Here is a 19,647-nt window from a genome sequence, read left to right as displayed (position 1 = left end):
TCCGCTCTCCTCAGGCGGCAGACTTGGTGGCTGCGCGTCCGCGCGGCCCCAAGAAATATTCTTTAGTCCACGGGTGGTCGGAGCCTTCCAGCTCATGCACCGTGGCCTTTTCCACGACCCGCTTGTCCGCCAGCACCGCCACCTTGTCACAGATGGCGTAGAGCGTATCGAGGTCGTGGGTGATCATGAAGACGGACAGACCCAGGTCGTCCGCCAGTTGCCGGATCAGATCGTCGAAGGCGGCGGCGCCGATGGGATCCAGGCCCGCCGTCGGCTCATCAAGAAACACCAGCTCGGGGTCCAGCGCCAGCGCACGCGCAAGGCCGGCCCGCTTCTTCATGCCGCCCGACAGTTCCGCCGGCTTCAAATGGTGATGCTCGGGCTTCAGACCGACCATCGCGATCTTGAGCTCAGCCAGCTCATAGATGACCGACTTGGGCAGTTTGGTGTGTTCGACCAGGGGCGAAGCCACGTTCTCCAGCACGCTCAGCGACGAAAACAGCGCGCCCTGCTGGAACAGGATGCCGGTGCGTTTCTCAATGTCAGCCGCCTCCGCCTTGGTCAGGTTCGCCCGATCGTAACCCAGCACCTTCACCGACCCGCCTTCCGGCTCCTTCAAGCCGATGATGGTGTTCAGCAGCACAGTCTTGCCCGCGCCCGATCCGCCGACGACGCCCAGGACTTCGCCGCGCACCAGGTCGAGGTCGAGGTTCTCGTGGATGGTGCGCTCGCCGAACTGGCTCAACAGGCCGCGCACCTCGATCAGGTTTTCTGGCGCTTCGGTCATATGTTCAGCTCCAGGAAGACCAGGGCGAACACGGCGTCCAGGAAGATGATGGCGAAGATGGCCTGCACCACGGCGGCCGTCACGCGGCGGCCCAAGCTTTCGACATCACCGGCGACGGCCATACCCTGACGGCAACCGATGGCGGCGATCACCAGGGCGAAGACGGGCGCCTTCACCAGCCCCACCATCAGATGCTGGGCCATGGTCCCGTCCTCGACCAGACGCTGGAAGAAGAAGGACGGGCCGAGATTCAACGAGCTCCAGCACACGACCAGACCGCCGATAAGACCGCCGATCATGCCCATAAAGGTCAGCAGCGGCAGCATGATCACCAGCGACGCGACCCGCGGGATCACTAGCGCCTGGAACGGATTGACGCCCATGACCTGCATGGCGTCGACCTCCTGATTCATCCGCATCGACCCGATCTCGGCCGCAAAGGCCGAAGCTGAACGTCCAGCCAACAAGACCGAGGCGATCACCACAGCGAACTCGCGGAACATGGCGACGCCGATCAGTTGAACGGCGAACACCTGAGCGCCGAAGTCGGTCAGCAAGTCGACGCCGATGAAGGCGATCACCGCGCCAATAAAGAAGTTGGTGATCATGACGATCGGAATGGCGTCCAGCCCGGCGCGCTCGGCCTGACTGACCCAGGCCGGCCAGCGGATGCCACCGGGGCGTTTGGCGGCTTCGACCACGGCGGCCATCAGTCGGCCGAGGAAAGCCAGCGACAACATGGCTTCGCCGCCGAAATCGTACACGCCTCGCCCGATCTTGGCGAAGGTGCGAACGAAGGCGCTGGGGCGTTTGGGCGCCGGGGCGCTCTGCCGCTCCAGCAGTTCGATCATGTGGTAGATGCGACCCGCCTCGGGTCGATCCTTCCACTGGCTCTTCGACAGACGACCGCTTGAGGCCTGCACCAGGGCCAGCGCGCCTGCGGTGTCAAAGCGACCGAGATCGGAGGTGTCGATACTGGCGATTTCGCGACCTTCCAGATCGCGGCTCAGTTCCGTCGGCAGACGGCCCAGCGCCGTGGTCGTCCAGTCGCCGGTCAGGCGCAGACGGGCCTCGCCATCACGATCGACGATTTCGTATGCGGCCTGGTTCATCGGGCGTCTGATGACCGGTCTGACATCGCGATTTTCCCCTGACCCTCTGAACAGACAGCCGAAATCCCTGCCGCGCTAATGGTCAAGCCGGCATTCGATGTCAACGCGCGATGACATTCGCGCGGATGTTTGTCGATCGACCGTGTCGAGATCGCCTCCCCGGATGAAACGTCCAACGGTCACGCTGGCGCTGATGCCAAACGCGGCCGAACGGGATTCGTTCTCGCGTCACCTCATACGTCGTTGCACCGCCGCCAGATCCTCGATGAACAACCGTCTCGCCTCGGACTTCGCGGCCTCGTCCGGAAGCCGCAGCAAATAGGAGGGGTGGACCGTCAGCACGGCGGTCGATCCATCGCTCAGGTCGATCGGTGCGCCGCGTTCCTGCATCACGGCCGGTTTGCGACCCAGCAACGCCAGACCCGCCGTCGCCCCAAGGGCCAGCACGACTTGCGGTTTGATCAGCCGGCGTTCTGAGTCCAGCCACCAGCGGCAGGCCTGAACCTCGCCCGCGTTCGGCGTCTTGTGCAGGCGACGCTTGCCGCGCGGCTCGTGTTTGAAGTGTTTGACAGCATTGGTGACATAGACGTCGGATCGATCAATGCCGGCCTCGGCCAGGGCTGCGTTCAGCACCTGCCCCGCCGGCCCGATGAAGGTGCGGCCTGCCAGATCCTCCTGATCGCCCGGCTGTTCGCCGACGATCATCAGACGCGCCGACTTCGGCCCCTCCCCGCACACGCCCTGCGTCGCGTCGCGATATAGCGGGCAACGGCGACAGGCCTGAACGCCGACCGCGACATCGTCGAGGTTTTCGGGCACGGCCTCGGCGTCGGGACGCGCCAGATGCAGATCTGGCGCGACGGCGCGCGCGAAACGCGGATTGGGCTGAGGCGACGGCGTAGCGACCATGGTCTCGGTTCGAACCGACGACGCCGCGACCAGTTCCGGGATCAGGGCGGCTTCCGGCAGGTTCTTCCAGTAGGACTTGGCCATCTCACCCTGCATCGTCTTCACCTTCAGCCGCGCAGGATTGAAGGTCGAGGCGTAGTAGGTCTTCCAGAAATCCTCGATCTCGTCTTCGGCTGGCGCCATGTCGCGGGTCGCCGGCGGCCCGAACCGCAGGGTTTCGCCATCCCAGAAGGCCGAACCATCCGGCGTCAGGATCGACCAGCGCATGGTCGTGAACCGCCGTTGGAAAAAGGGCGCGGTCTTTTCCAGAACCCGATGCGGCGGCTCGAACCATGCGACCCAGGCCTCGCCCAGATCGTCATGCACTTGGCGAAAGCGAACGAAGGCCTTCATCTTGTGCGAGGCGCGGCTGACGTTCTTGACCCGCTCCAGCGCGTCGGCGACGTCCCGGTCCGAAATGACCTTGATCAGGTCCGGCTCATCCTTCAGTCGCCACAGCAGCCGATACATCAGATCGAAACGGTCAGCGGATCGATGCAGGATCAGGTTCTGGGCCAGGTCCACAAACTCTTTCGGCACGTTGAAAGCTCTGCGGTCATCCGGCGTCGGCGACGCCTCTTCGGCAATCGGCTGATCGAACAGCCCGCCCTGTTCTACCGCCCCCGCCACGACGAACCGCGCCGCTGCGGGCTCCACACCCGCCAATCGAAACGCGCGCGCCGCTTTCCGCCAGCCATCGAAGTCGGTCTCACCGTCCAGCGTCGCCACCGCCATCAGAACAGGCTCAACTGCTCGGGCGTGCGGCTGGTCACGCGCGCCTTCAGGTCCGCCGCATCCGTTAGTCCGCCAGGCGTCCAGTCCAGCGCCGTGATAAAGGGCCGAATCTTGGCCACCGATCGCGTCAGCCGTCCAACATCCTCCAGCCGCAGGGTCCGATAGCGGCGCCCCGAGACGATCCGATCCACCGCCTTCACGCCCAGCCCCGGCACACGGAGCAGCATCTCGCGCGGCGCGCGGTTCACATCGACGGGAAACTGCTCGCGCTTGTTCAGCGCCCAGGCCAGTTTGGGATCAACCGCCAGATCGAGCATGCCATTCGATGCCCCCTCGCCAATCTCCGGCGCGGAGAAGCCATAGAACCGCATCAGCCAATCGGCCTGATACAGCCGATGCTCACGCATCAGCGGCGGCTTGGACAGCGGCAGGATCGAACTGGAGTCCGGTATGGGGCTGAACGCCGAATAATAGACGCGGCGGAGGCCATAACCGCCGTAGAGCGAGGCGCTGCGATCCAGGATTTCCGTATCCGGCGCGCCGTCGGCGCCGATGATGAGCTGCGTGCTCTGGCCGCCCGGCGCGAACTTCGGCGGTTTGATCTTTTCACGTTTTGCCGGCTTGGCCGCCTCCACGCCCAGGCGCACCTGACTCATCGCCTTCTTGATGACCCCGACGTCCTTTTGCGGCGCCAGTCGCGCCAGCGCCTCGTCGCGTGGAAGTTCGATATTGGCCGACAGGCGATCGGCATACAGCCCCGCCATCTCCACCAGCTTCGGATCCGCCTCCGGGATCAGCTTCAAATGAATATAGCCCCGGAAATCGTGGACTTCGCGCAGCGTCTTGGCCACCAAGACCAACTGCTCCATCGTATAGTCGCCGGATCGAATAATGCCCGACGACAGAAACAGGCCCTCGATATAGTTGCGCTTGTAGAAGTTGAGCGTCAGGTCGACCACCTCGTCGACATCGAACCGCGCGCGCTCCACATTCGACGAGACGCGATTGATGCAATAGGCGCAATCGTAGATGCAGAAGTTGGTCAGCAGGATCTTGAGCAGACTGATGCACCGACCGTCCGGTGTATAGGCGTGACAGATGCCCATCCCCTCGGTCGAGCCGATCCCCTTGCCGCCGACAGAGTTTCGTTTCGACGTTCCGGACGACGAACAGGAGGCGTCATATTTGGCAGCGTCAGCCAGAACGGATAGTTTTCTACGCAGATCGAGACGGGCCATCGTTCATGATACGTTCCAGAACGATGTTTGGTCCAGCGTTGCCGTTTTCTTTTTTGAAACGATGACTTAACGCAGCAGATTGAGCAGCGACGTGCTCTTCAACGAGTTGATGATCTGGGCAGAAGCCTCGATCGCCACCTGCGCCATCTGCAGGTCGGTAATCGCCCGTGCCGGATCATAACCGGACTTGTCCTGCATCATCTTCTGCAGGGCGGTCTTCTGGTTTTCTTGGGCGTCCAGCGCCGTCTCAACGTGGTTCTGGATCAGACCGTTCTTGGCCGTCTGGTTCGTCAGGCCCGCATTCGCCTTGTCCAGTTCGCCCATCTGCGCCTTCAAAAACGCGGTGACGTTGGCGTCGGGCTGTCCCGTCAGCGTGCCCGCGCCGGCTGGCGTATAGGTCACGCCGCCTACGGTGACCGCCGTGCCGTTCTGGAAGGCCTGAATGTTGCGGAACACCTCAGTCAGCGGTCCGCCGATCTCGCTGGCCAGAAAGCCGGTCTCGACCGTGGTCTTCTCGTCGATGCGCGACTTCTGCTTCAAGGTGTCGTTGGCGAAGGTCGCGGCGGTGGACGGCGCCGTCGTCAAATCGGCCATGGTTGCAGCCGTGGCGGGCGCGATATCGCTCTGGCCGCCCGCAAACAGATAGGAGCCCTGATGTTCCGCATTCAGTCCACCCTGCACCGTCTGATAGTCCAGACCGAGCTCGACCATCAGATTGTCGATCCGCCCGGCCGCCAGGCTGTTTGCAATGGCCTCGCGCGCCGCATTACCGCCTTCGTATATGCGGCTCATGGCAAGATCCTGGGCGCTCAGCCGCGCCTTCACGGCCTCACCGGTGGAGATGAAGCCCTCCAGCCGCGCCTGTGTCGATGTCAGGCTGGTCAGCTGTTCGGCGCCTCGACCATAGCCAGACATATCGGTGGCGATCTTCTCGCTATCGATCCGCTCCTGCGCCTGCTGCGCGCGGCCCTGCGCGTTCATCAGGCTGAGCAAGGCCGACTGGTAGTTCCCGTGGGTCGCGACGCGCGTCATTGCAGGATTCCGATCAGTACGTCGTACATGTCCTTGCTCGCCTGGATCAGGCGCGCAGAGGCGTTATAGGCTTGCTGGAAGGTGGTCATATTGACCAGTTCCTCGTCCATGTTCACGCCTTCGGCCGAGGTGCGGCGGCTGTCCGCCTCCTTGGCTAGGGCGCTTGCCGTTTCGCTGCGGGTCTTGGCAGCCGAGGCCTTGCCGCCGATCTCGCCGGCGAAGTCCGCCGCATAGGACGACAGGGTCTTGGTCCCGCCGGCATTTCCGCCGGCTGCGGCGAAGGCGACGTTCTTCTTGCCCACATCCCCCAGCGCCAGGCCGCCGCGCCCATCGTTCTTGCTCAGCGCTGGCGTCCCCGCCGCGGCCGACAGGTTCAGCTGCGCCAAGGCCAGCTTTCCGGGGTCCTGCTGGATGTCGCTACGCACCGCATAGGCGCCCGCCCGCGTCGATCCCGTCGCGCCCAGGCCGAACAGTTGCGACATCGAAACGCCGGACGGATCCTGGGTCGTATTGTCCTTCACGACGCTCATCGACGTCGCCGACGGGTCGTAAGCCTTGAAGGACAGCTTGCCTACCGCATCCAGGCTGAAGGCGCCATAGCGGCCAACGCCGGTGACGGGGTCGTTCAGCGCGCCCAGCATCTCGCCCATCGTGCCCGTCCCGGCGGGTACGGACACGGTGATGTCGCGAAGGCGCGCGCCGGAAGGACCGGCAAAGCGCAAGGTCAGACTCTCGCCCGGATCGAACCCATGCTGAGATGTCAGGGTCAGGCCCGTCTCGTAGAAGGTCGGCGTGGTCGTGGTCACCAGGTCGTTCAGGCCGAACCAGTGCGAAAATCCTCGACCGCCCTTCGTACTGGGCGAGGTCGCATCGTCGGCGATGGCCACGCCGTTTCCACCCGCCCCGTCCAGACGCAGTTGGCCGTCCGAGAAGCTCGCCGTCGCCGCGCCGCCCAGTTGAGCGTTCAGCACGCTGAGGAAGGTGGTCGGATCGGCGGCGGCCCCGTTGATCGTCATCGTCCCGCCGGAAAAGACGATCCGGGCCGAGGTCTGCACCACGCCCGACGCATTGACCGTCGAGATGGTGGTCGTGCCGGTGAAGCCGGTCAGAGCGTTCGCCAGCGACTGTCCAACGTTGCGCCCCATCAGGGTGGTCGGCGCGGGGACGCTGCTGTTGGCGTTGTGGGCGCGGTTCAGTTCGTCCGCGAGTTTGGCCGTCAACTCACCCAGGCGCGCGGCGGCGGCAGGCGCATCGACATCGCGCATCTCGACCAGACCCCGGATCTGACCGGACGACACGCCGTCCAGCAGCGGCCAGCGCGTGCCGCTGGGTTCGGTGATCATGATGTCGGAAAAGGCCGTCATGGCGTCCACGGTGCCTGCCGCCTGGTACGACAGCGTCGCCGCCCCCTCGCCCACCAGGGTGGTGCCTGTGTTGGTGCGCAGCGTCACGCCGCCGTTGGAGCGGGCCTCGACCTTCACATCCATATATTTGGACAGTTCGTTGATCAGGCCCAGCTGGGCGTTCTGGGCCCCGGTCACATCCTCGTTCGTCACCGTTCCGGCGGCGATGGTCTTGTTCAGCTTGGCGATCTGTTCCAGCAGCGGATTGACCGTTTCGACCGCGCTCAGCAGCCGGCCGTCCGCCTCCTGACGCGCCGACTGGATCTGCGACGCGATGCCGGCGGCCTGATTGAAGATCGCCTGGGTCTTGTAGATCGTGTCCTGACGCCCGGCCGATGATGTCGGGCTTTCGGCCAGGGTCGCATAGGTGGCGAACAGCTTGTCGACCTGGGCGAAGAAGTTGGTGTCGCTGCTGGGATCGCCGAACTGGTTCTGGATCTGGTCGTACAGTTCATAGCGCACGGTCTGGCGCGCGGCGTCCGACCCGGCGCTGAGGCTGGCGGCTTGAAGGAAACGGTCCGTCGCCAACCGCACCCGCGTGACGTCGACACCCGAACCATAGCCATTGGTGACGGCGGCCGACTGATCGGCGACCTTGCGGATGTATCCGGGCGTATCGACGTTGGCGATATTGTCGGCGGTGACGCGCAACTGCGACTGGGCGGTCTTCAGCCCCGACGTCGCAATGTTCATGATCGAGTTCAGCGACATTGACGCGTCTCCCCCGCTCTACCCGGCAACCGCTGCATCGCGACGCGCAGTTCTTGCCCAGCCACGCGCCACGCCCGCTCGCACAAAGCGTTGTTTTTCCACAGGATCGTTGATCGGGCGGCCGTCATGATGGGAAAGACGCGCAAAGGTCGGGCCAATCGGATGCTGACATCTCGCCCGTCGCTGATCGGCAGCGCCGCGAAGCCGGGCAAAAAGTGGCGAGAGCGCGGCAATAACGACCGCCGCGCCTCGAACCTGCAGACCCCGATACTGCGCTTTACCTTGTTTTTATTGGCTTATTTTCTTGGCCCGACCCTTGCGTCGAGCGCGGCGAACTCTTGGGCGCAGCAGGCGCCGTCGTCGCTCCTTACGAAAGCCGCCGCGCTTCCATGTCCACCGCTTCCGCCCTGCTCGCGCCTGCCGCTCCGGTTTCGACCGGAACGTCGGCTGCCGCCCTGGGCGCAGAGGTCGTCGATGCGGGCCTGTTTTCCAGCAAGGTCGCCGACGCGCTGAACGCGGGTGTCCACGGCGCGCCGGTCGAACGGATGACGCCCGGCCGTCTGACGGGCGTTCGGTCGCTGGGCGTCATCATGGCCCAGCCCATGGCGGCCGAGCCTGACGCCAACACGCTGCCCCCGACTGCCGACACCGTCGCCACAATCTCAAGCGAGATCGCAGACTCCGAAGCTCAGCCCGTCCTGTCTGACGGACAGCAGATCGGTACGGACAAAGCCGCGAATGACGACCATACCCCTGGCCTCGTCGCCGCAACGCCGTTCACAGCCGCGCAACCGACGCTGGCCGTTCCGGTCGCCCAATCGCTCGATGTCGCGGGCTCGCCGGCCATTTCCGAGGACGCGGCGGAAATCCCTGCCGATCCGCAAGCTCCCAAAAATGTTGCGTCAGTCGCATTCGTTGCGCCCGAAGCGATGACGACGACGGTCCCCACGGCTCCCCGCTCTGCAACTGATACGGCGGCCAAGACTGCGTCGGCGCCTGCCGACCGGGACCTTGAAGCGAAGTCCGCCGTGACTGCCGCGACCGCTCAAGCAGTCCTTTCGGAACTCTCCGAAATCCTGACGACCGAAGCGTCGCCCTCTTCTCCCGACGCGGCGAAGCCGGCTGAAGTCGAGGCCGCCGAGGCCTCGGTCACGCCCGCGCAGCCGACGACGACCGACGGTCCGAAGCCGACAGTCGCGCCCAAGCCTGCCGTTACGGTCAAGGGCGACGCAGCGCCTCGTCCGACCGACGCAACGACGCCGGCGCCTGCCACGTCCGAAAGTGCGGCCGGCACGATCCAGACCGCTGTCGCTAACACCGACAAACCGGCCGCACCGTCGCCTATCACTCAATCCCTTGCGGCCGCTCAAATCCCGACCGCCCAAGTCCATATCGCCGTCACATCGACGATGCCCAAGCCGTCGATCATTGTCCCCGCCGAGGTCGTCGCTGCGATAACCGAAGCGGCGTCGTCTGTGACAGCCGAAACGGCCGACACGCCCGATAAGCTGGCAGAGGCGGCTCCGGTCGATACGCCGAGGTCGCCGACCGCGCTTCAACCCGCCCCGCCCTTGCGCGGCAATCTCCATGCGGCGGTGGACCAGACCAGCGACGCCGCCGTTCCCGCGATCCAAACGGCTACGACCCAAGATGCCACCCCTTCCAGCGCCGGCATCGAAGTCGCCGCCAAGCAGGCGTCCCCATCCGCAAAGGCAGCCGAGCCCGCAACCGCCGCCGTCGCCGCGCCCGATGCAGCGTCGCCTGATGCGCCGATTGCGAACCCCGCGCCGACCGATGCTCAGCCTGCTCAACAGGCCGCCGCGTCCAGCCATGCTCAGGGTGCGTCCACCCTGTCGCGCGCCACGGTCGAGACCACCGCCCAGCTTGCCGCACATATCGCTCGCAAACTGGACGGCCGTTCAACCCGGTTCGACATGGTGCTGACGCCCGAAGATCTGGGCCGTGTCGATGTCAGCCTTGAGATCGGCAAGGACGGCCAGCTGTCCGCTCGTCTGGCCTTCGACAACCCCGCCGCAGCCGCCGATCTGAAGGGCCGCGCCGACGAACTGCGTCGCCAACTTCAGGAGGCCGGCTTCCAGGTCGCCGGCGACGCGCTCGACTTCTCGCAACGCGATCCGTCCACAGGCGGCGGCGCCTTCGAGCGCCAGCAGCAGCGCAACGCCCTGTTCGCCGGCGGCTCTCGCCTCGCGGCCCAGGCCGACATGCCCACCGTCCCGGCGCCCGGCGCCTGGATCAACCATTCCCTGACGCCTGACCGCGTCGATCTGAAGGTCTGACCCCATGGTCGACGCCGTCACAACCTCCGCCGCAGCGGGCCGCATCACCGGCGGCACCAAAGCCTTGGCCTCGAACTTCGAGACCTTCCTGACCCTGCTCACCACGCAGATGAAGAACCAGGATCCGTTGTCGCCGCTGGACTCCAATCAGTTCACGGCCCAGCTGACCCAGATGGCCGGGGTGGAGCAGCAGCTGCTGACGAACGACCTGCTGACCAGCCTGCTGGCCGCCCAAGCCGGCGGCGGTCTGGACAACGCCGCCAACTACATCGGCAAGAGCGTCACCGCCGCCTGGACCGCCACCGAGTTCAAAGATGGCAAGGCTGCGTGGGCCTACGAACTGGGCGCCGACGCGGACAAGGCCACCTTGCAGGTCGTCGACAGCAAGGGCGTCGTCGTCTGGGAAGGCGCCGCGCCGGACAAGACGTCCGGGCTGCACACCTTCTCCTGGGACGGCAAGCTGAAGGACGGCGGCACGGCCGAAGACGGCGGCGTCTATACGCTGAAGGTCGCCGCCACCGACGCAACCGGCGCCAAGGTCGACGCCCAGGCCCTGATCCAGGGCCGGGTCACCGGCGTCGAGATGTACAACGGCGCGCCGTATCTGGTGATCGGCGACTCCATCCTTCCGCTCTCGACCGTGATCTCGCTGAACGAGATCAAGGCCCAGGCGGCCAACGATACCGACGATACGGAGAATCCGAACGTCCCCACCGAGGAGGCGGCCGCATGATGCGATCCGCCGCCTTCCCGATGACCTCTATTTAAGGAGCGTTCTTCCATGAGCCTCAACAGTGCAATGCTGGCCGGCGTGTCCGGTCTGGCCGCCAACTCCGCCGCCCTGGCGGCGATCTCCCAGAACATCGCCAACGTGAATACCGTCGGCTACAAGCGCACGGCCAGCGAGTTCCAGACGCTGGTCAACAGCCAGACCGCATCGGGCGGCAGCTATTCGGCCGGCGGCGTCACCACCAACACCCGCTCCTATGTCAGCCAGGAAGGTCAGCTTCAGCGCACGACCTCCAGCACCGACCTCGCCGTCAACGGTCAAGGCTTCTTCGTCACGACGACGCAGGCCGAGAACGTCGGCGCGACGGACACCCGCCTGTTTACCCGCGCCGGCGCCTTCACCGTCGACAAGCAGGGCTATCTGAAGAACAGCGCCGGCCTGTATCTTCAAGGCTGGCCAGTGGACTCCAACGGCGAGATCTCGACCGATCCCTCCGACCTGTCGCGCCTGCGCTCGATCAACATCGGCTCCGTCGGCGGCACCGCCGAACCGACCACTCGCGTCCAGATCAATGCCAACCTGCGTTCGAGCCAGGAATCGTCTTCGGCCGCCAGCGCCCAGTCCTATAAGGGCGTGTCCGATACGGCGACGCCGGCCGTGACCCACGACGTGTCGGTCCGCTACACCCGCACCGGCGCCAACAGCCACGATCTGGTGATCAAGTCCGGTTCGCAGAAGATCGACGCCTCGGCGACCTTCGACCCGACCACCGGCGCCATCACCGGGCTGACGATCAACGGCGCGAACGCCGGCTCGGCGGCCCCGGTCGGCACGCCGCCGACCCAGATCCAGTTCACGCCGGCCAGCGGCCCCGCCTATACGATCAACCTCTCGGACGTCGGTCTGGGCAACGAAAACGTCGCCAAGACGAAGTACGACCCATCGGTCAACTCCATGGCGATGTACAACGCCGACGACGACAACCCCGTCGGCGTGAAGCCCGACTTCAAGATGAACATCCCGGTTTCGGACTCCAAGGGCGGCCAGCGCAACCTGGAACTTCGCTTCCTGAAGAGCGACGAACCGAACATCTGGTATGCGGAGATCGTCTCCGTGCCGGCCAGCGACGTCATCGCGGGGGCACCCTACGCCAACGGCCAGATCAAGACCGGCAAGATCGCCTTCACGCCGTCGGGTCGCCTGGACGTCGACACGATGAAGGCTTGGCCCGCAGGCATGGGTTTGTTCCCCGACCCGACCATGGCGACGCTGGACTTCGGCAAGTCCGACCCCGCCAACCTGACCATGCCGGCCGGCCAGGTCGCCTGGGCCGACGGTCTGGGCATCGCCGCCCAAGCCGTCACGCTAGACCTCAACACCTCGGCCGGCGGCCTCAGCCAGCTGAACACCGCCTCGGTCGTCCAGTCGACGGTCACCAACGGCACGGCGTTCGGCAATCTGAGCGAAATCAAGATCGACGAGGGCGGCTTCGTCACCGCCATCTTCGACAACGGCGTCATGCGCCGCATCGCCCAGGTCGCGGTCGCCACCTTCCCCAGCCCCGACAGCCTTCGGGAAGTGTCCGGCAACGCCTACGCCGTCAGCCTTCAGTCCGGCACCTTCAACCTGAAGGCGGCGGGAACGGGCGGCGCGGGCCAGATCGCGGCCAAGCAGCTGGAGTCCTCGACCGTCGATCTGTCGGCCGAGTTCACCGGCCTGATCACCACCCAGCGCGCCTATTCCGCCTCGTCCAAAATCATCACCACGGCCGATGAAATGCTGGCCGAGCTGATCAACATCAAACGCTGATCGGCGAGTAAGTAAGCGTTAGTCTCGATGAATCGTCGCGCAAGCAAGGTTTACAGAGTCGTTCAGGAGGGGGCGAAAGTTATCCGTTCCTTCACCACGACGCTTAAACGGACCTTAGTCGGAGACGCCTACCTTCATGACACTACGGTGTTGGTGAAAGAGGCATAAGCCCATGTTGCAAGAGCGACGCCTTAATAGCAAAGGCGAACAATACGTGGTCGGACCGACTGGCACGCCCCTGACCCTCAACGATCTGCCGCCGTCCAACACGGACCGGTGGGTGATCCGGCGCAAGGCCGAGGTCGTCGCCGCCGTTCGCGGCGGCCTGCTCAGCCTCGACGACGCCCTGGCGAAATACCGCCTGACGGCCGAAGAGTTCCTGGCCTGGCAGAAGGCCATCGACAAATGGGGCATGCAGGGCCTGCGCACGACGCGGATCCAGAGCTATCGCTCCTGAGGGTTTCCCCGAAGACGTTAAGGGCCGCATCCGGCGACGGGTGCGGCCCTTTTCTTTCGCGGGCCTCGAAATCGCGCTGGTTCCGCACTAAATGGCCGCGATGACCCTGGTCGAAGATTTCTGCCCCGTTCCCGACATCGCGCGCACCGACATCGATGCGGCGGTCGAGAGCGCGCGGGCGGCGGTCGGCCTGCCGGTCGGCGCGCGGGTCGTAGCCGCCATGTCGGGCGGTGTGGACTCCACCGTTGTCGCGGCCCTGCTGCATAAGGCGGGTTACGACGTCGTCGGCGTCACGCTGCAGCTCTATGACCACGGCGCGGCGCTGAAGAAGAAGGGCGCCTGCTGCGCGGGTCAGGACATTCACGACGCGCGCCTGGCCGCCGACATGATCGGCATTCCACACTACGTTCTGGACTATGAGAGCCGGTTCAGGGACGCGGTGATCGACCAGTTCGCCGACAGCTATCTGAAGGGCCAGACGCCGGTCCCCTGCATCCGCTGCAATCAGACCGTCAAGTTTCGCGACCTGCTGGACGTGGCGCGCGATCTGGGCGCCGAGGCGATGGCGACGGGTCACTACGTCCGCCGCGCGGTCGCCGGCAACCGCTCGCAGATGCGCAAGGCCATCGATCATTCGCGCGACCAATCCTACTTCCTGTTCGCCACGACCCAAGACCAACTGGACTATCTGCGTTTCCCGCTGGCCGATCTGGAAAAGCCCCAGGTGCGCGGCGTCGCCGCCGAACTGGGTCTGAAGATCGCCGCCAAGCCGGACAGCCAAGACATCTGTTTTGTGCCTTCCGGCGACTATCGCACCCTGATCGACCGCCTGCGTCCGCAAGGGCGTGAGGCCGGCGAGATCGTGCATATGGACGGCCGGGTGCTGGGCCAGCACGCGGGCATCACGGACTATACGATCGGCCAGCGCCGCGGCCTGAACGTCGCCGTAGGCGAGCCCCTGTTCGTAACCCGGCTGGAGCCTGAAACCCGTCGCGTCGTTGTCGGCCCGCGCGAAGCCCTGCTGACCGCCAGTCTGACGCTGGAAGAAACCAACTGGCTCGGTGACGAGGCGACCATCACCGAGGCGGCCGAGGCCAACATCCCGGTCCTGGCCCGTGTCCGCTCGACCCGCCAGCCCTCGCCAGCCCGCCTCGCCCTGATCGATGGCGATATCTGCGTCGTCTTCAACGAGGGCGAAGAAGGCGTGGCGCCGGGTCAGGCCTGCGCCCTGTACGATCCGACGGACACCGAACGCATCCTGGGCGGCGGCTTCATCCGCGACACGAACGCGGTCGTCGTCTAGCCCGGGCCCAAGTGTGGAGACGATGTGGAGGCGCGGTGGACCCTGGTTGCAGGTTTCTCTCAACCTCGGACATCAAAGATGCACCGGGCTGTTGCACGGCTGTAAACTGCGCATCGCAATGACGGCGTAATCCCCGCCCCGACTAAGCAGGGGATAAAAATGCATCGTCAAACCAAACTGCGCCTTCAGCTGCTGCTGGGGACCGCCCTTCTCGCCGCGCCCGTTTCCGCCTTCGCCCAAACCGCGCCGGTCCAGACCGCGCCGACGGCCGCCAGCGCCGAGCCGGCCGGTCTTGACGACATCGTCGTGACCGCCACCAAGCGCGAAACCAACCTGCAAGACACGCCGATCTCGATCTCGGTCGTCAACGCCGAGGCCCTGGCCGATCGCCACGTGCAGAGCCTGATGGACCTGGCCGACGGCAGCGTCCCCAGCCTGCGCATCGCCACCTTCGAGGCCCGTCAGTCCGCCCTGACCATCGGCATCCGCGGCATCGTGCCGAACGACGCCAACCAGCCCGCCCGCGAGCAGGGCGTCGGCGTCTATGTCGACGGCGTCTATCTGGCCCGCCAACACGGCCTCGCCGCCGCCCTGCTCGACATCGAGCGCGTCGAAGTCCTGAAGGGTCCGCAAGGCACCCTGTTCGGCCGCAACACCGAAGGCGGCGCCCTGTCGCTTGTGACCAAGAAGCCCACAGGCGTGTTCGGCATGCGCGCCATCGCCGGCGTGGGCAATCTGGAATCCTACAACTCCGAACTGCACGTTGACTTCCCCGCCCTCGGCGACTTCGCCTTCAAGGTCGACGGCATCATTTCGGTCCAAGGCCCGGTGACCGAGAACATCCTTCCGGGACAGACCGGCTTTGGCGAATATGACCGTCGCGGCCTTCGCTTCCAGACGCGCTGGACGCCTGCCGAAAACTTCACCGCCACCCTGGCGGCGGACATCAGCAAGGACAAGAACACTCCGTTCTACAGCCAACTGCTGAACTTCAACCCGAATGGCCTGACCGTCGTGCCGTTCACCTCGGCTACGGTTCCCTCGGGCAGCATCCGCGCCCTGTCGCCCCTGGTTCAGGTCGAGGGCTCCAAGCGGATGACGCAGGCCGACATCGGCGTGCCTCAGCAGTTCAGCGTCGACGACACGCGCGGCATGGACCTGCACCTGTCGTATCGCCCGACCGACTCGCTGGAAATTCGCTCGATCACGGCCTATCGCGATCTGGACGTCGAACAGTACGACAACATCGCCGGCGCCCACCGTCCGCCGGTCGTCGGTCCGAACGGCCGCTTCAGCCGCTATTCGCTGGCCGGCTTCTGGCAGCATCAGTTCAGCCAGGAACTGCAGGCCGTCGGTTCGCTGGGCGACAGCATCGACTATGTCGGCGGCGTCTTCTACTTCAAGGAAACGGTGTCCGACGACGCCGCCACGCCTTCGACGAACCAGTGGAACGCCGACGGCACGGGCTACACCATTCTGGACCCCACCCCGACGATCCGCGGCTTCCGCTCGCTGGACCGAAAGTCCACCGCACACTCGGAATCCAAGGCCATCTACGGACAAGCCACCTGGACCCCGGCCAGCATGGACGCCCTGCACCTGACGGTCGGCGGCCGCTACACCTGGGACGACAAGGACGGCAAGCTGGAGGTCGTCAACAACGCCCCCACCAACCTGACCTTCAGCTCCAAGGTCGATCGCTTCGACCCGCTGGTCACCCTGGCCTATGACGTCAGCAACAACATCAACGTCTATGGCAAGTATTCGACCGGCTACCGCGCCGGCGGCGCCTCCTCGCGCTCGCTGACCTACCGCTCGTTCGATCCCGAAGAGGTCAAGGCCTACGAAATCGGCCTGAAGAGCGACCTGTTCGACCGTCGCGTCCGCTTCAACGCGGCCGTCTACGCCATGGACCGCACCGACAGCCAGATCGACTTCAGCCTGGTCACCGTCCAAGGCGCCTCGACCCGCAACACGCTGGAAACGATCAACGCCCCAGGCACCACCAAAATCCGCGGCGTCGAGCTGGAAGGGCAGTTCCGGGCGACCGACAACCTGACCCTGTCGGCTTCTTACGCCTATACGGACGCCAAGGTGCCGGACACGGTCAACCCGTTCAACGGCCAGGTGCAGCAGGTCTTCATCGCCTATACGCCTGAGAACGCCGGCAGCGTCGCGGCCGACTGGAACTCGCCCTTCATGGGCGCGACCCTGAAGGCGCACATCGACGCCAACTACGCCGATGCGGCCCACAGTTTCGAGCAGTTCGCCATCAAGGCCGACTCGTCCTTCGTCGTGAACGCCCGCGTCGCCATCGCCGACATCACGACCCGCGACGGCGGTCCGCTGCTGGAAGTGGCCCTGTGGTCGCGCAACCTGCTGGACGAAACCTACGTCTACCGCCGCGATCCGTCGAACCGGAACACCCTGGGCGACTACGGCAACTTCAACAACCCGCGCACCTTCGGCATCGAGCTGCGCGCCTCCTACTAAGCGTTCCTCCCGAACGACCGACTGGCCCCCTTCCGCCACGGCGGAAGGGGGTTTTTCTTCGTCTGCGTGAAGGCTTTGCGACGGCGATATGAAACTTCACCGCAGCCGTCTGGTTTTGCTGGACGACGCGACGATCTGGCGCGATGGCGGCGTTCGGAGACGCCATGAGCAGCCTGATCCTGATCGCCGATGACGCCGCCGAGGGCGTCGAAATCCTGGACGCCGCCCTGCGTCGGGACGGCTTTCGCACCGTCGTCGCCGCCGACGGCCAGCAGGCGGCCGACCTGCATGCGTCGCTCAAACCCGATCTCGCCCTGCTCAGCGTCCGCCTGCCCGTGCGGGACGGTTGGGATGTGCTGGGCGAACTGCGTCGGCGCGGCGAAACGCCCGTCATCATGGTCGGCGACCGGGACGAGGCCGCCGACAAACTGCAGGCGCTGCGGATCGGGGCGGACGACTATATCGCCAAGCCGTTCAAGCCGGCCCAGGTCACGGCCTCGATCCAGACCATCCTGCGACGCAGCGGCGGCGGCGGCCGGGCCGCCAAGACCCTGCGCGTCGGTCCGCTGGAGGTGCAGTTGGAAAACTATCTGGCGGCGATCCTGACGCCGTCGGGCAAGCGCCGGCTGGACCTGACCCTGACGGAGTTCCGCATTTTGGCCCACATGGCCCACACGCCCCTGCGCGTCTTTAGCCGCAGCGAGATCATGCAGGCCTGCTTCCCCAATCAGGCGGTTCTGGAACGCACCATCGACAGCCACGTCAGCCACCTGCGCCGCAAGCTGGACGCCGCCGACGCCGCCGGTCTGCTGAGCAATGTGCGCGGCGTCGGATACCGACTCGAAGCCGAGGTCTGATCACCTTCACGCCGCGACGGCGTAGACTCTCAGCCGATGGCCGTCCGGGTCGCCCGCCACGAAGCTGCGGCCCGGTGCGGCGTCCGTCGGCGGCGTCAGAATGCGCGCCCCGCGATCCCACCAATCGATATGCGCCTGATCCACCGCCTCGGTGCCCTCCAGCGGAAAGTCCACCTCGCACACCTCGCGCCGATCTCCGGCACGCCGCAGCAGCCCAAGAGCCCGGCCCGAAGTCAGCTTGAACAAGGCCCGGTCCGGTCCCGCCACCACAGGCCGACAACCCAGCAGACTGGCATAAAAGCGCGCGCTGACCTCCGGGTCCGCAACGGCCAGAAGAATATCCTCGATCTCGCTCATCAGCCCGGCCCCTCGTGTTTCCAACACGCCGAACCCTACCGCTCGCTGCTGCCAGTTTCCGTCAGCAGCCGTCGCCTGACCGCGATCTTTCATGCGCCTCGCGCCAGGTCTTCATCAGCGCCTGTCGACGCGTCGGATACCGCGCCTCCATCACCTCCGCCTCGACGATGCGGTCGGTGCGGAAGCTGCGGAAATCACCGCGCAGTTCGCACCAGGCGATCAGCAATCGCACCCGGTCGAAGAAGGCCAGGGCGAACGGCCAGACGACACGCTCGGACGCCGACCCCGCCTCGTCGCGGTAACACAGCTTCAGCCGTCGCTCGGTGCGGATCGCTTTCCTTATTAAGGCCGGATCGACCCGATCCGCCGGGAACGGCTCGCCCGGCACGACCAGCAGGGCCGAGGTATCCATCTCGTCGCGCAGATCCGGCGGCAACACCGCCGAAATCCGTCCCAGCGCCGCCAGCGCCGCATCGCGCATGCGCGGATCAGCCCGATCCGCCACCCAGCGCGACCCCAGCACCAGGGCCTCGATCTCTTCCGGGGTGAACATCAACGGCGGCAGCATGAAGCCCGGCTTCAGCACATAGCCGACCCCCGCCTCCCCTTCGATCGTCGCCCCTTGCGCCTGCAGGCTGGCGATGTCGCGGTAAAGCGTCCGCAGACTGACGCCCATCTCCTCGGCCAACACCTGCCCGGTCACCGGACGACGATGCCGCCGCAGGACGTTCAGCAGATCGAGAAGGCGTTCAGAGCGTGACACCCCGCGATCCTAGCAGCCCTGCTGCCAGAAAGCGTCAGCAGGAACGGGCCTAGGCCGCTTCCTTGGGCATCACGTCGCCGACTGTCGGCCGGTTCTCGGCGCGGGTCAGGGCGATATCCCTCGGTTTGACGATTTCGCCGCAGCAGCCGCAGGCGATGCGCGGGGTCAGGGAATGGCCGCAAGTCTTGTGGACCATGTCGATGCCGCTGTCGGCGTCGCCATAGACGTGCTTGTTCCCCCATCCGTGCAAGGTGACCAGAACGCCGTACAGATCCTTGCCCTTGGCGGTCAGGACATATTCGTTGCGCGGCGGGCGTTCGGAATACAGGCGCGGCTCTAGCACGCCATGCTGGACCAGGCTTTTGAGCCGGGCGGCCAGGACGTTGCGCGCCACGCCCAGATTGTCTTGCCACTGTTCGAACCGGCTGACGCCGTTGAAGGCGTCTCGAATGACCAGCAGGGTCCAGGGATCCCCGATCACCTCAAGCGTGGCGGCGATGGAGCAGCTTTGGCGGCTGTAGTCGGCGGTGCGTCCCATAGGCGCGAAAGTGACGCCGCGTCAGGCATTTGGCAAGGGTTGCAAATCCGAACGCTCCAAGTCAGTCTTGTTTCGCA

16 protein-coding genes are annotated in these 19,647 nt (G+C 65.4%); 7 read left to right on the top strand and 9 right to left on the bottom strand.

Annotation, left to right across the window (positions count from 1 at the left end; all coding sequences use genetic code 11):
* Positions 1-10 precede the first annotated feature (10 nt).
* From E7T10_RS07180 to flgK, 6 genes are all read right to left on the bottom strand, one after another.
* Complete coding sequence (locus tag E7T10_RS07180; protein WP_137721270.1) at positions 11-787, bottom strand: ABC transporter ATP-binding protein; 777 nt, start codon at positions 785-787, stop codon at positions 11-13.
* On the bottom strand, positions 784-1,899 hold the full coding sequence (locus E7T10_RS07175; RefSeq protein ID WP_039246445.1) for an ABC transporter permease: 1,116 nt from the start codon (positions 1,897-1,899) through the stop codon (positions 784-786). Before E7T10_RS07175 ends, E7T10_RS07180 begins: the two co-directional genes overlap by 4 nt.
* Positions 1,900-2,127: 228 nt before the next feature.
* Entirely contained in the window at positions 2,128-3,582 is a 1,455-nt protein-coding gene (locus tag E7T10_RS07170) for a UdgX family uracil-DNA binding protein (RefSeq protein ID WP_137721269.1), read from the bottom strand.
* Complete coding sequence (locus tag E7T10_RS07165) at positions 3,582-4,820, bottom strand: putative DNA modification/repair radical SAM protein (RefSeq protein ID WP_137721268.1); 1,239 nt, start codon at positions 4,818-4,820, stop codon at positions 3,582-3,584. Before E7T10_RS07165 ends, E7T10_RS07170 begins: the two co-directional genes overlap by 1 nt.
* 66 nt (positions 4,821-4,886) lie before the next feature.
* Positions 4,887-5,852 (bottom strand): flagellin, encoded by a 966-nt coding sequence (locus E7T10_RS07160; RefSeq protein ID WP_137721267.1) that lies wholly within the window; start codon positions 5,850-5,852, stop codon positions 4,887-4,889.
* Entirely contained in the window at positions 5,849-7,966 is a 2,118-nt protein-coding gene (gene flgK, locus E7T10_RS07155; RefSeq protein ID WP_137721266.1) for a flagellar hook-associated protein FlgK, read from the bottom strand. Before flgK ends, E7T10_RS07160 begins: the two co-directional genes overlap by 4 nt.
* 389 nt (positions 7,967-8,355) lie before the next feature.
* On the opposite strand from flgK, the gene E7T10_RS15915 reads away from it, so the two are divergent.
* The 7 genes from E7T10_RS15915 (at position 8,356) to E7T10_RS07120 (ending at position 17,912) form a co-directional block, all read left to right on the top strand.
* Positions 8,356-10,263, top strand: a complete 1,908-nt coding sequence (locus tag E7T10_RS15915; protein ID WP_246846130.1) for a flagellar hook-length control protein FliK — start codon at positions 8,356-8,358, stop codon at positions 10,261-10,263.
* A gap of 4 nt (positions 10,264-10,267) precedes the next feature.
* The gene (locus E7T10_RS07145) at positions 10,268-10,996 is read left to right on the top strand and encodes a flagellar hook assembly protein FlgD (RefSeq protein ID WP_137721265.1); all 729 of its coding nucleotides are present in this window, start codon (positions 10,268-10,270) and stop codon (positions 10,994-10,996) included.
* Positions 10,997-11,044: 48 nt separating this feature from the next.
* Entirely contained in the window at positions 11,045-12,802 is a 1,758-nt protein-coding gene (gene flgE / locus E7T10_RS07140; protein ID WP_168189904.1) for a flagellar hook protein FlgE, read from the top strand.
* A gap of 172 nt (positions 12,803-12,974) precedes the next feature.
* Positions 12,975-13,259 (top strand): DUF1153 domain-containing protein, encoded by a 285-nt coding sequence (locus E7T10_RS07135; RefSeq protein WP_026108337.1) that lies wholly within the window; start codon positions 12,975-12,977, stop codon positions 13,257-13,259.
* A 91-nt stretch (positions 13,260-13,350) separates the two neighbouring features.
* The gene (gene mnmA / locus E7T10_RS07130) at positions 13,351-14,562 is read left to right on the top strand and encodes a tRNA 2-thiouridine(34) synthase MnmA (protein ID WP_137721264.1); all 1,212 of its coding nucleotides are present in this window, start codon (positions 13,351-13,353) and stop codon (positions 14,560-14,562) included.
* Between the two features lie 159 nt (positions 14,563-14,721).
* Positions 14,722-17,055, top strand: coding sequence for a TonB-dependent receptor (locus E7T10_RS07125; protein ID WP_045810243.1), 2,334 nt, complete (start codon positions 14,722-14,724; stop codon positions 17,053-17,055).
* Between the two features lie 164 nt (positions 17,056-17,219).
* Entirely contained in the window at positions 17,220-17,912 is a 693-nt protein-coding gene (locus E7T10_RS07120) for a response regulator (RefSeq protein WP_168189903.1), read from the top strand.
* Positions 17,913-17,918: 6 nt separating this feature from the next.
* Here the strand turns inward: E7T10_RS07120 and E7T10_RS07115 are convergent, their stop codons facing one another.
* From E7T10_RS07115 to E7T10_RS07105, 3 genes are all read right to left on the bottom strand, one after another.
* On the bottom strand, positions 17,919-18,269 hold the full coding sequence (locus E7T10_RS07115; protein WP_137721262.1) for a VOC family protein: 351 nt from the start codon (positions 18,267-18,269) through the stop codon (positions 17,919-17,921).
* Between the two features lie 61 nt (positions 18,270-18,330).
* Positions 18,331-19,032: a YafY family protein gene (locus E7T10_RS07110; RefSeq protein WP_137721261.1), complete on the bottom strand. Its 702-nt coding sequence runs from the start codon at positions 19,030-19,032 to the stop codon at positions 18,331-18,333.
* Between the two features lie 49 nt (positions 19,033-19,081).
* Positions 19,082-19,570 (bottom strand): helix-turn-helix domain-containing protein, encoded by a 489-nt coding sequence (locus tag E7T10_RS07105; protein ID WP_017504587.1) that lies wholly within the window; start codon positions 19,568-19,570, stop codon positions 19,082-19,084.
* Between the last annotated feature and the right edge of the window lie 77 nt (positions 19,571-19,647).

It is taken from the genome of Brevundimonas sp. SGAir0440 (genome assembly GCF_005484585.1).
Taxonomy (GTDB): Bacteria; Pseudomonadota; Alphaproteobacteria; order Caulobacterales; family Caulobacteraceae; genus Brevundimonas.
This window is presented reverse-complemented; position numbering and strand designations above follow the sequence as displayed.

Coding starts and splice junctions, on each gene's coding strand:
- E7T10_RS07180 (WP_137721270.1), bottom strand. CDS start 787: ATGACCGAAGCGCCAGAAAACCTGATCGAGGTGCGCGGCCTGTTGAGC.
- E7T10_RS07175 (WP_039246445.1), bottom strand. CDS start 1,899: ATGAACCAGGCCGCATACGAAATCGTCGATCGTGATGGCGAGGCCCGT.
- E7T10_RS07170 (WP_137721269.1), bottom strand. CDS start 3,582: ATGGCGGTGGCGACGCTGGACGGTGAGACCGACTTCGATGGCTGGCGG.
- E7T10_RS07165 (WP_137721268.1), bottom strand. CDS start 4,820: ATGGCCCGTCTCGATCTGCGTAGAAAACTATCCGTTCTGGCTGACGCT.
- E7T10_RS07160 (WP_137721267.1), bottom strand. CDS start 5,852: ATGACGCGCGTCGCGACCCACGGGAACTACCAGTCGGCCTTGCTCAGC.
- flgK (WP_137721266.1), bottom strand. CDS start 7,966: ATGTCGCTGAACTCGATCATGAACATTGCGACGTCGGGGCTGAAGACC.
- E7T10_RS15915 (WP_246846130.1), top strand. CDS start 8,356: ATGTCCACCGCTTCCGCCCTGCTCGCGCCTGCCGCTCCGGTTTCGACC.
- E7T10_RS07145 (WP_137721265.1), top strand. CDS start 10,268: ATGGTCGACGCCGTCACAACCTCCGCCGCAGCGGGCCGCATCACCGGC.
- flgE (WP_168189904.1), top strand. CDS start 11,045: ATGAGCCTCAACAGTGCAATGCTGGCCGGCGTGTCCGGTCTGGCCGCC.
- E7T10_RS07135 (WP_026108337.1), top strand. CDS start 12,975: ATGTTGCAAGAGCGACGCCTTAATAGCAAAGGCGAACAATACGTGGTC.
- mnmA (WP_137721264.1), top strand. CDS start 13,351: ATGGCCGCGATGACCCTGGTCGAAGATTTCTGCCCCGTTCCCGACATC.
- E7T10_RS07125 (WP_045810243.1), top strand. CDS start 14,722: ATGCATCGTCAAACCAAACTGCGCCTTCAGCTGCTGCTGGGGACCGCC.
- E7T10_RS07120 (WP_168189903.1), top strand. CDS start 17,220: ATGAGCAGCCTGATCCTGATCGCCGATGACGCCGCCGAGGGCGTCGAA.
- E7T10_RS07115 (WP_137721262.1), bottom strand. CDS start 18,269: ATGAGCGAGATCGAGGATATTCTTCTGGCCGTTGCGGACCCGGAGGTC.
- E7T10_RS07105 (WP_017504587.1), bottom strand. CDS start 19,570: ATGGGACGCACCGCCGACTACAGCCGCCAAAGCTGCTCCATCGCCGCC.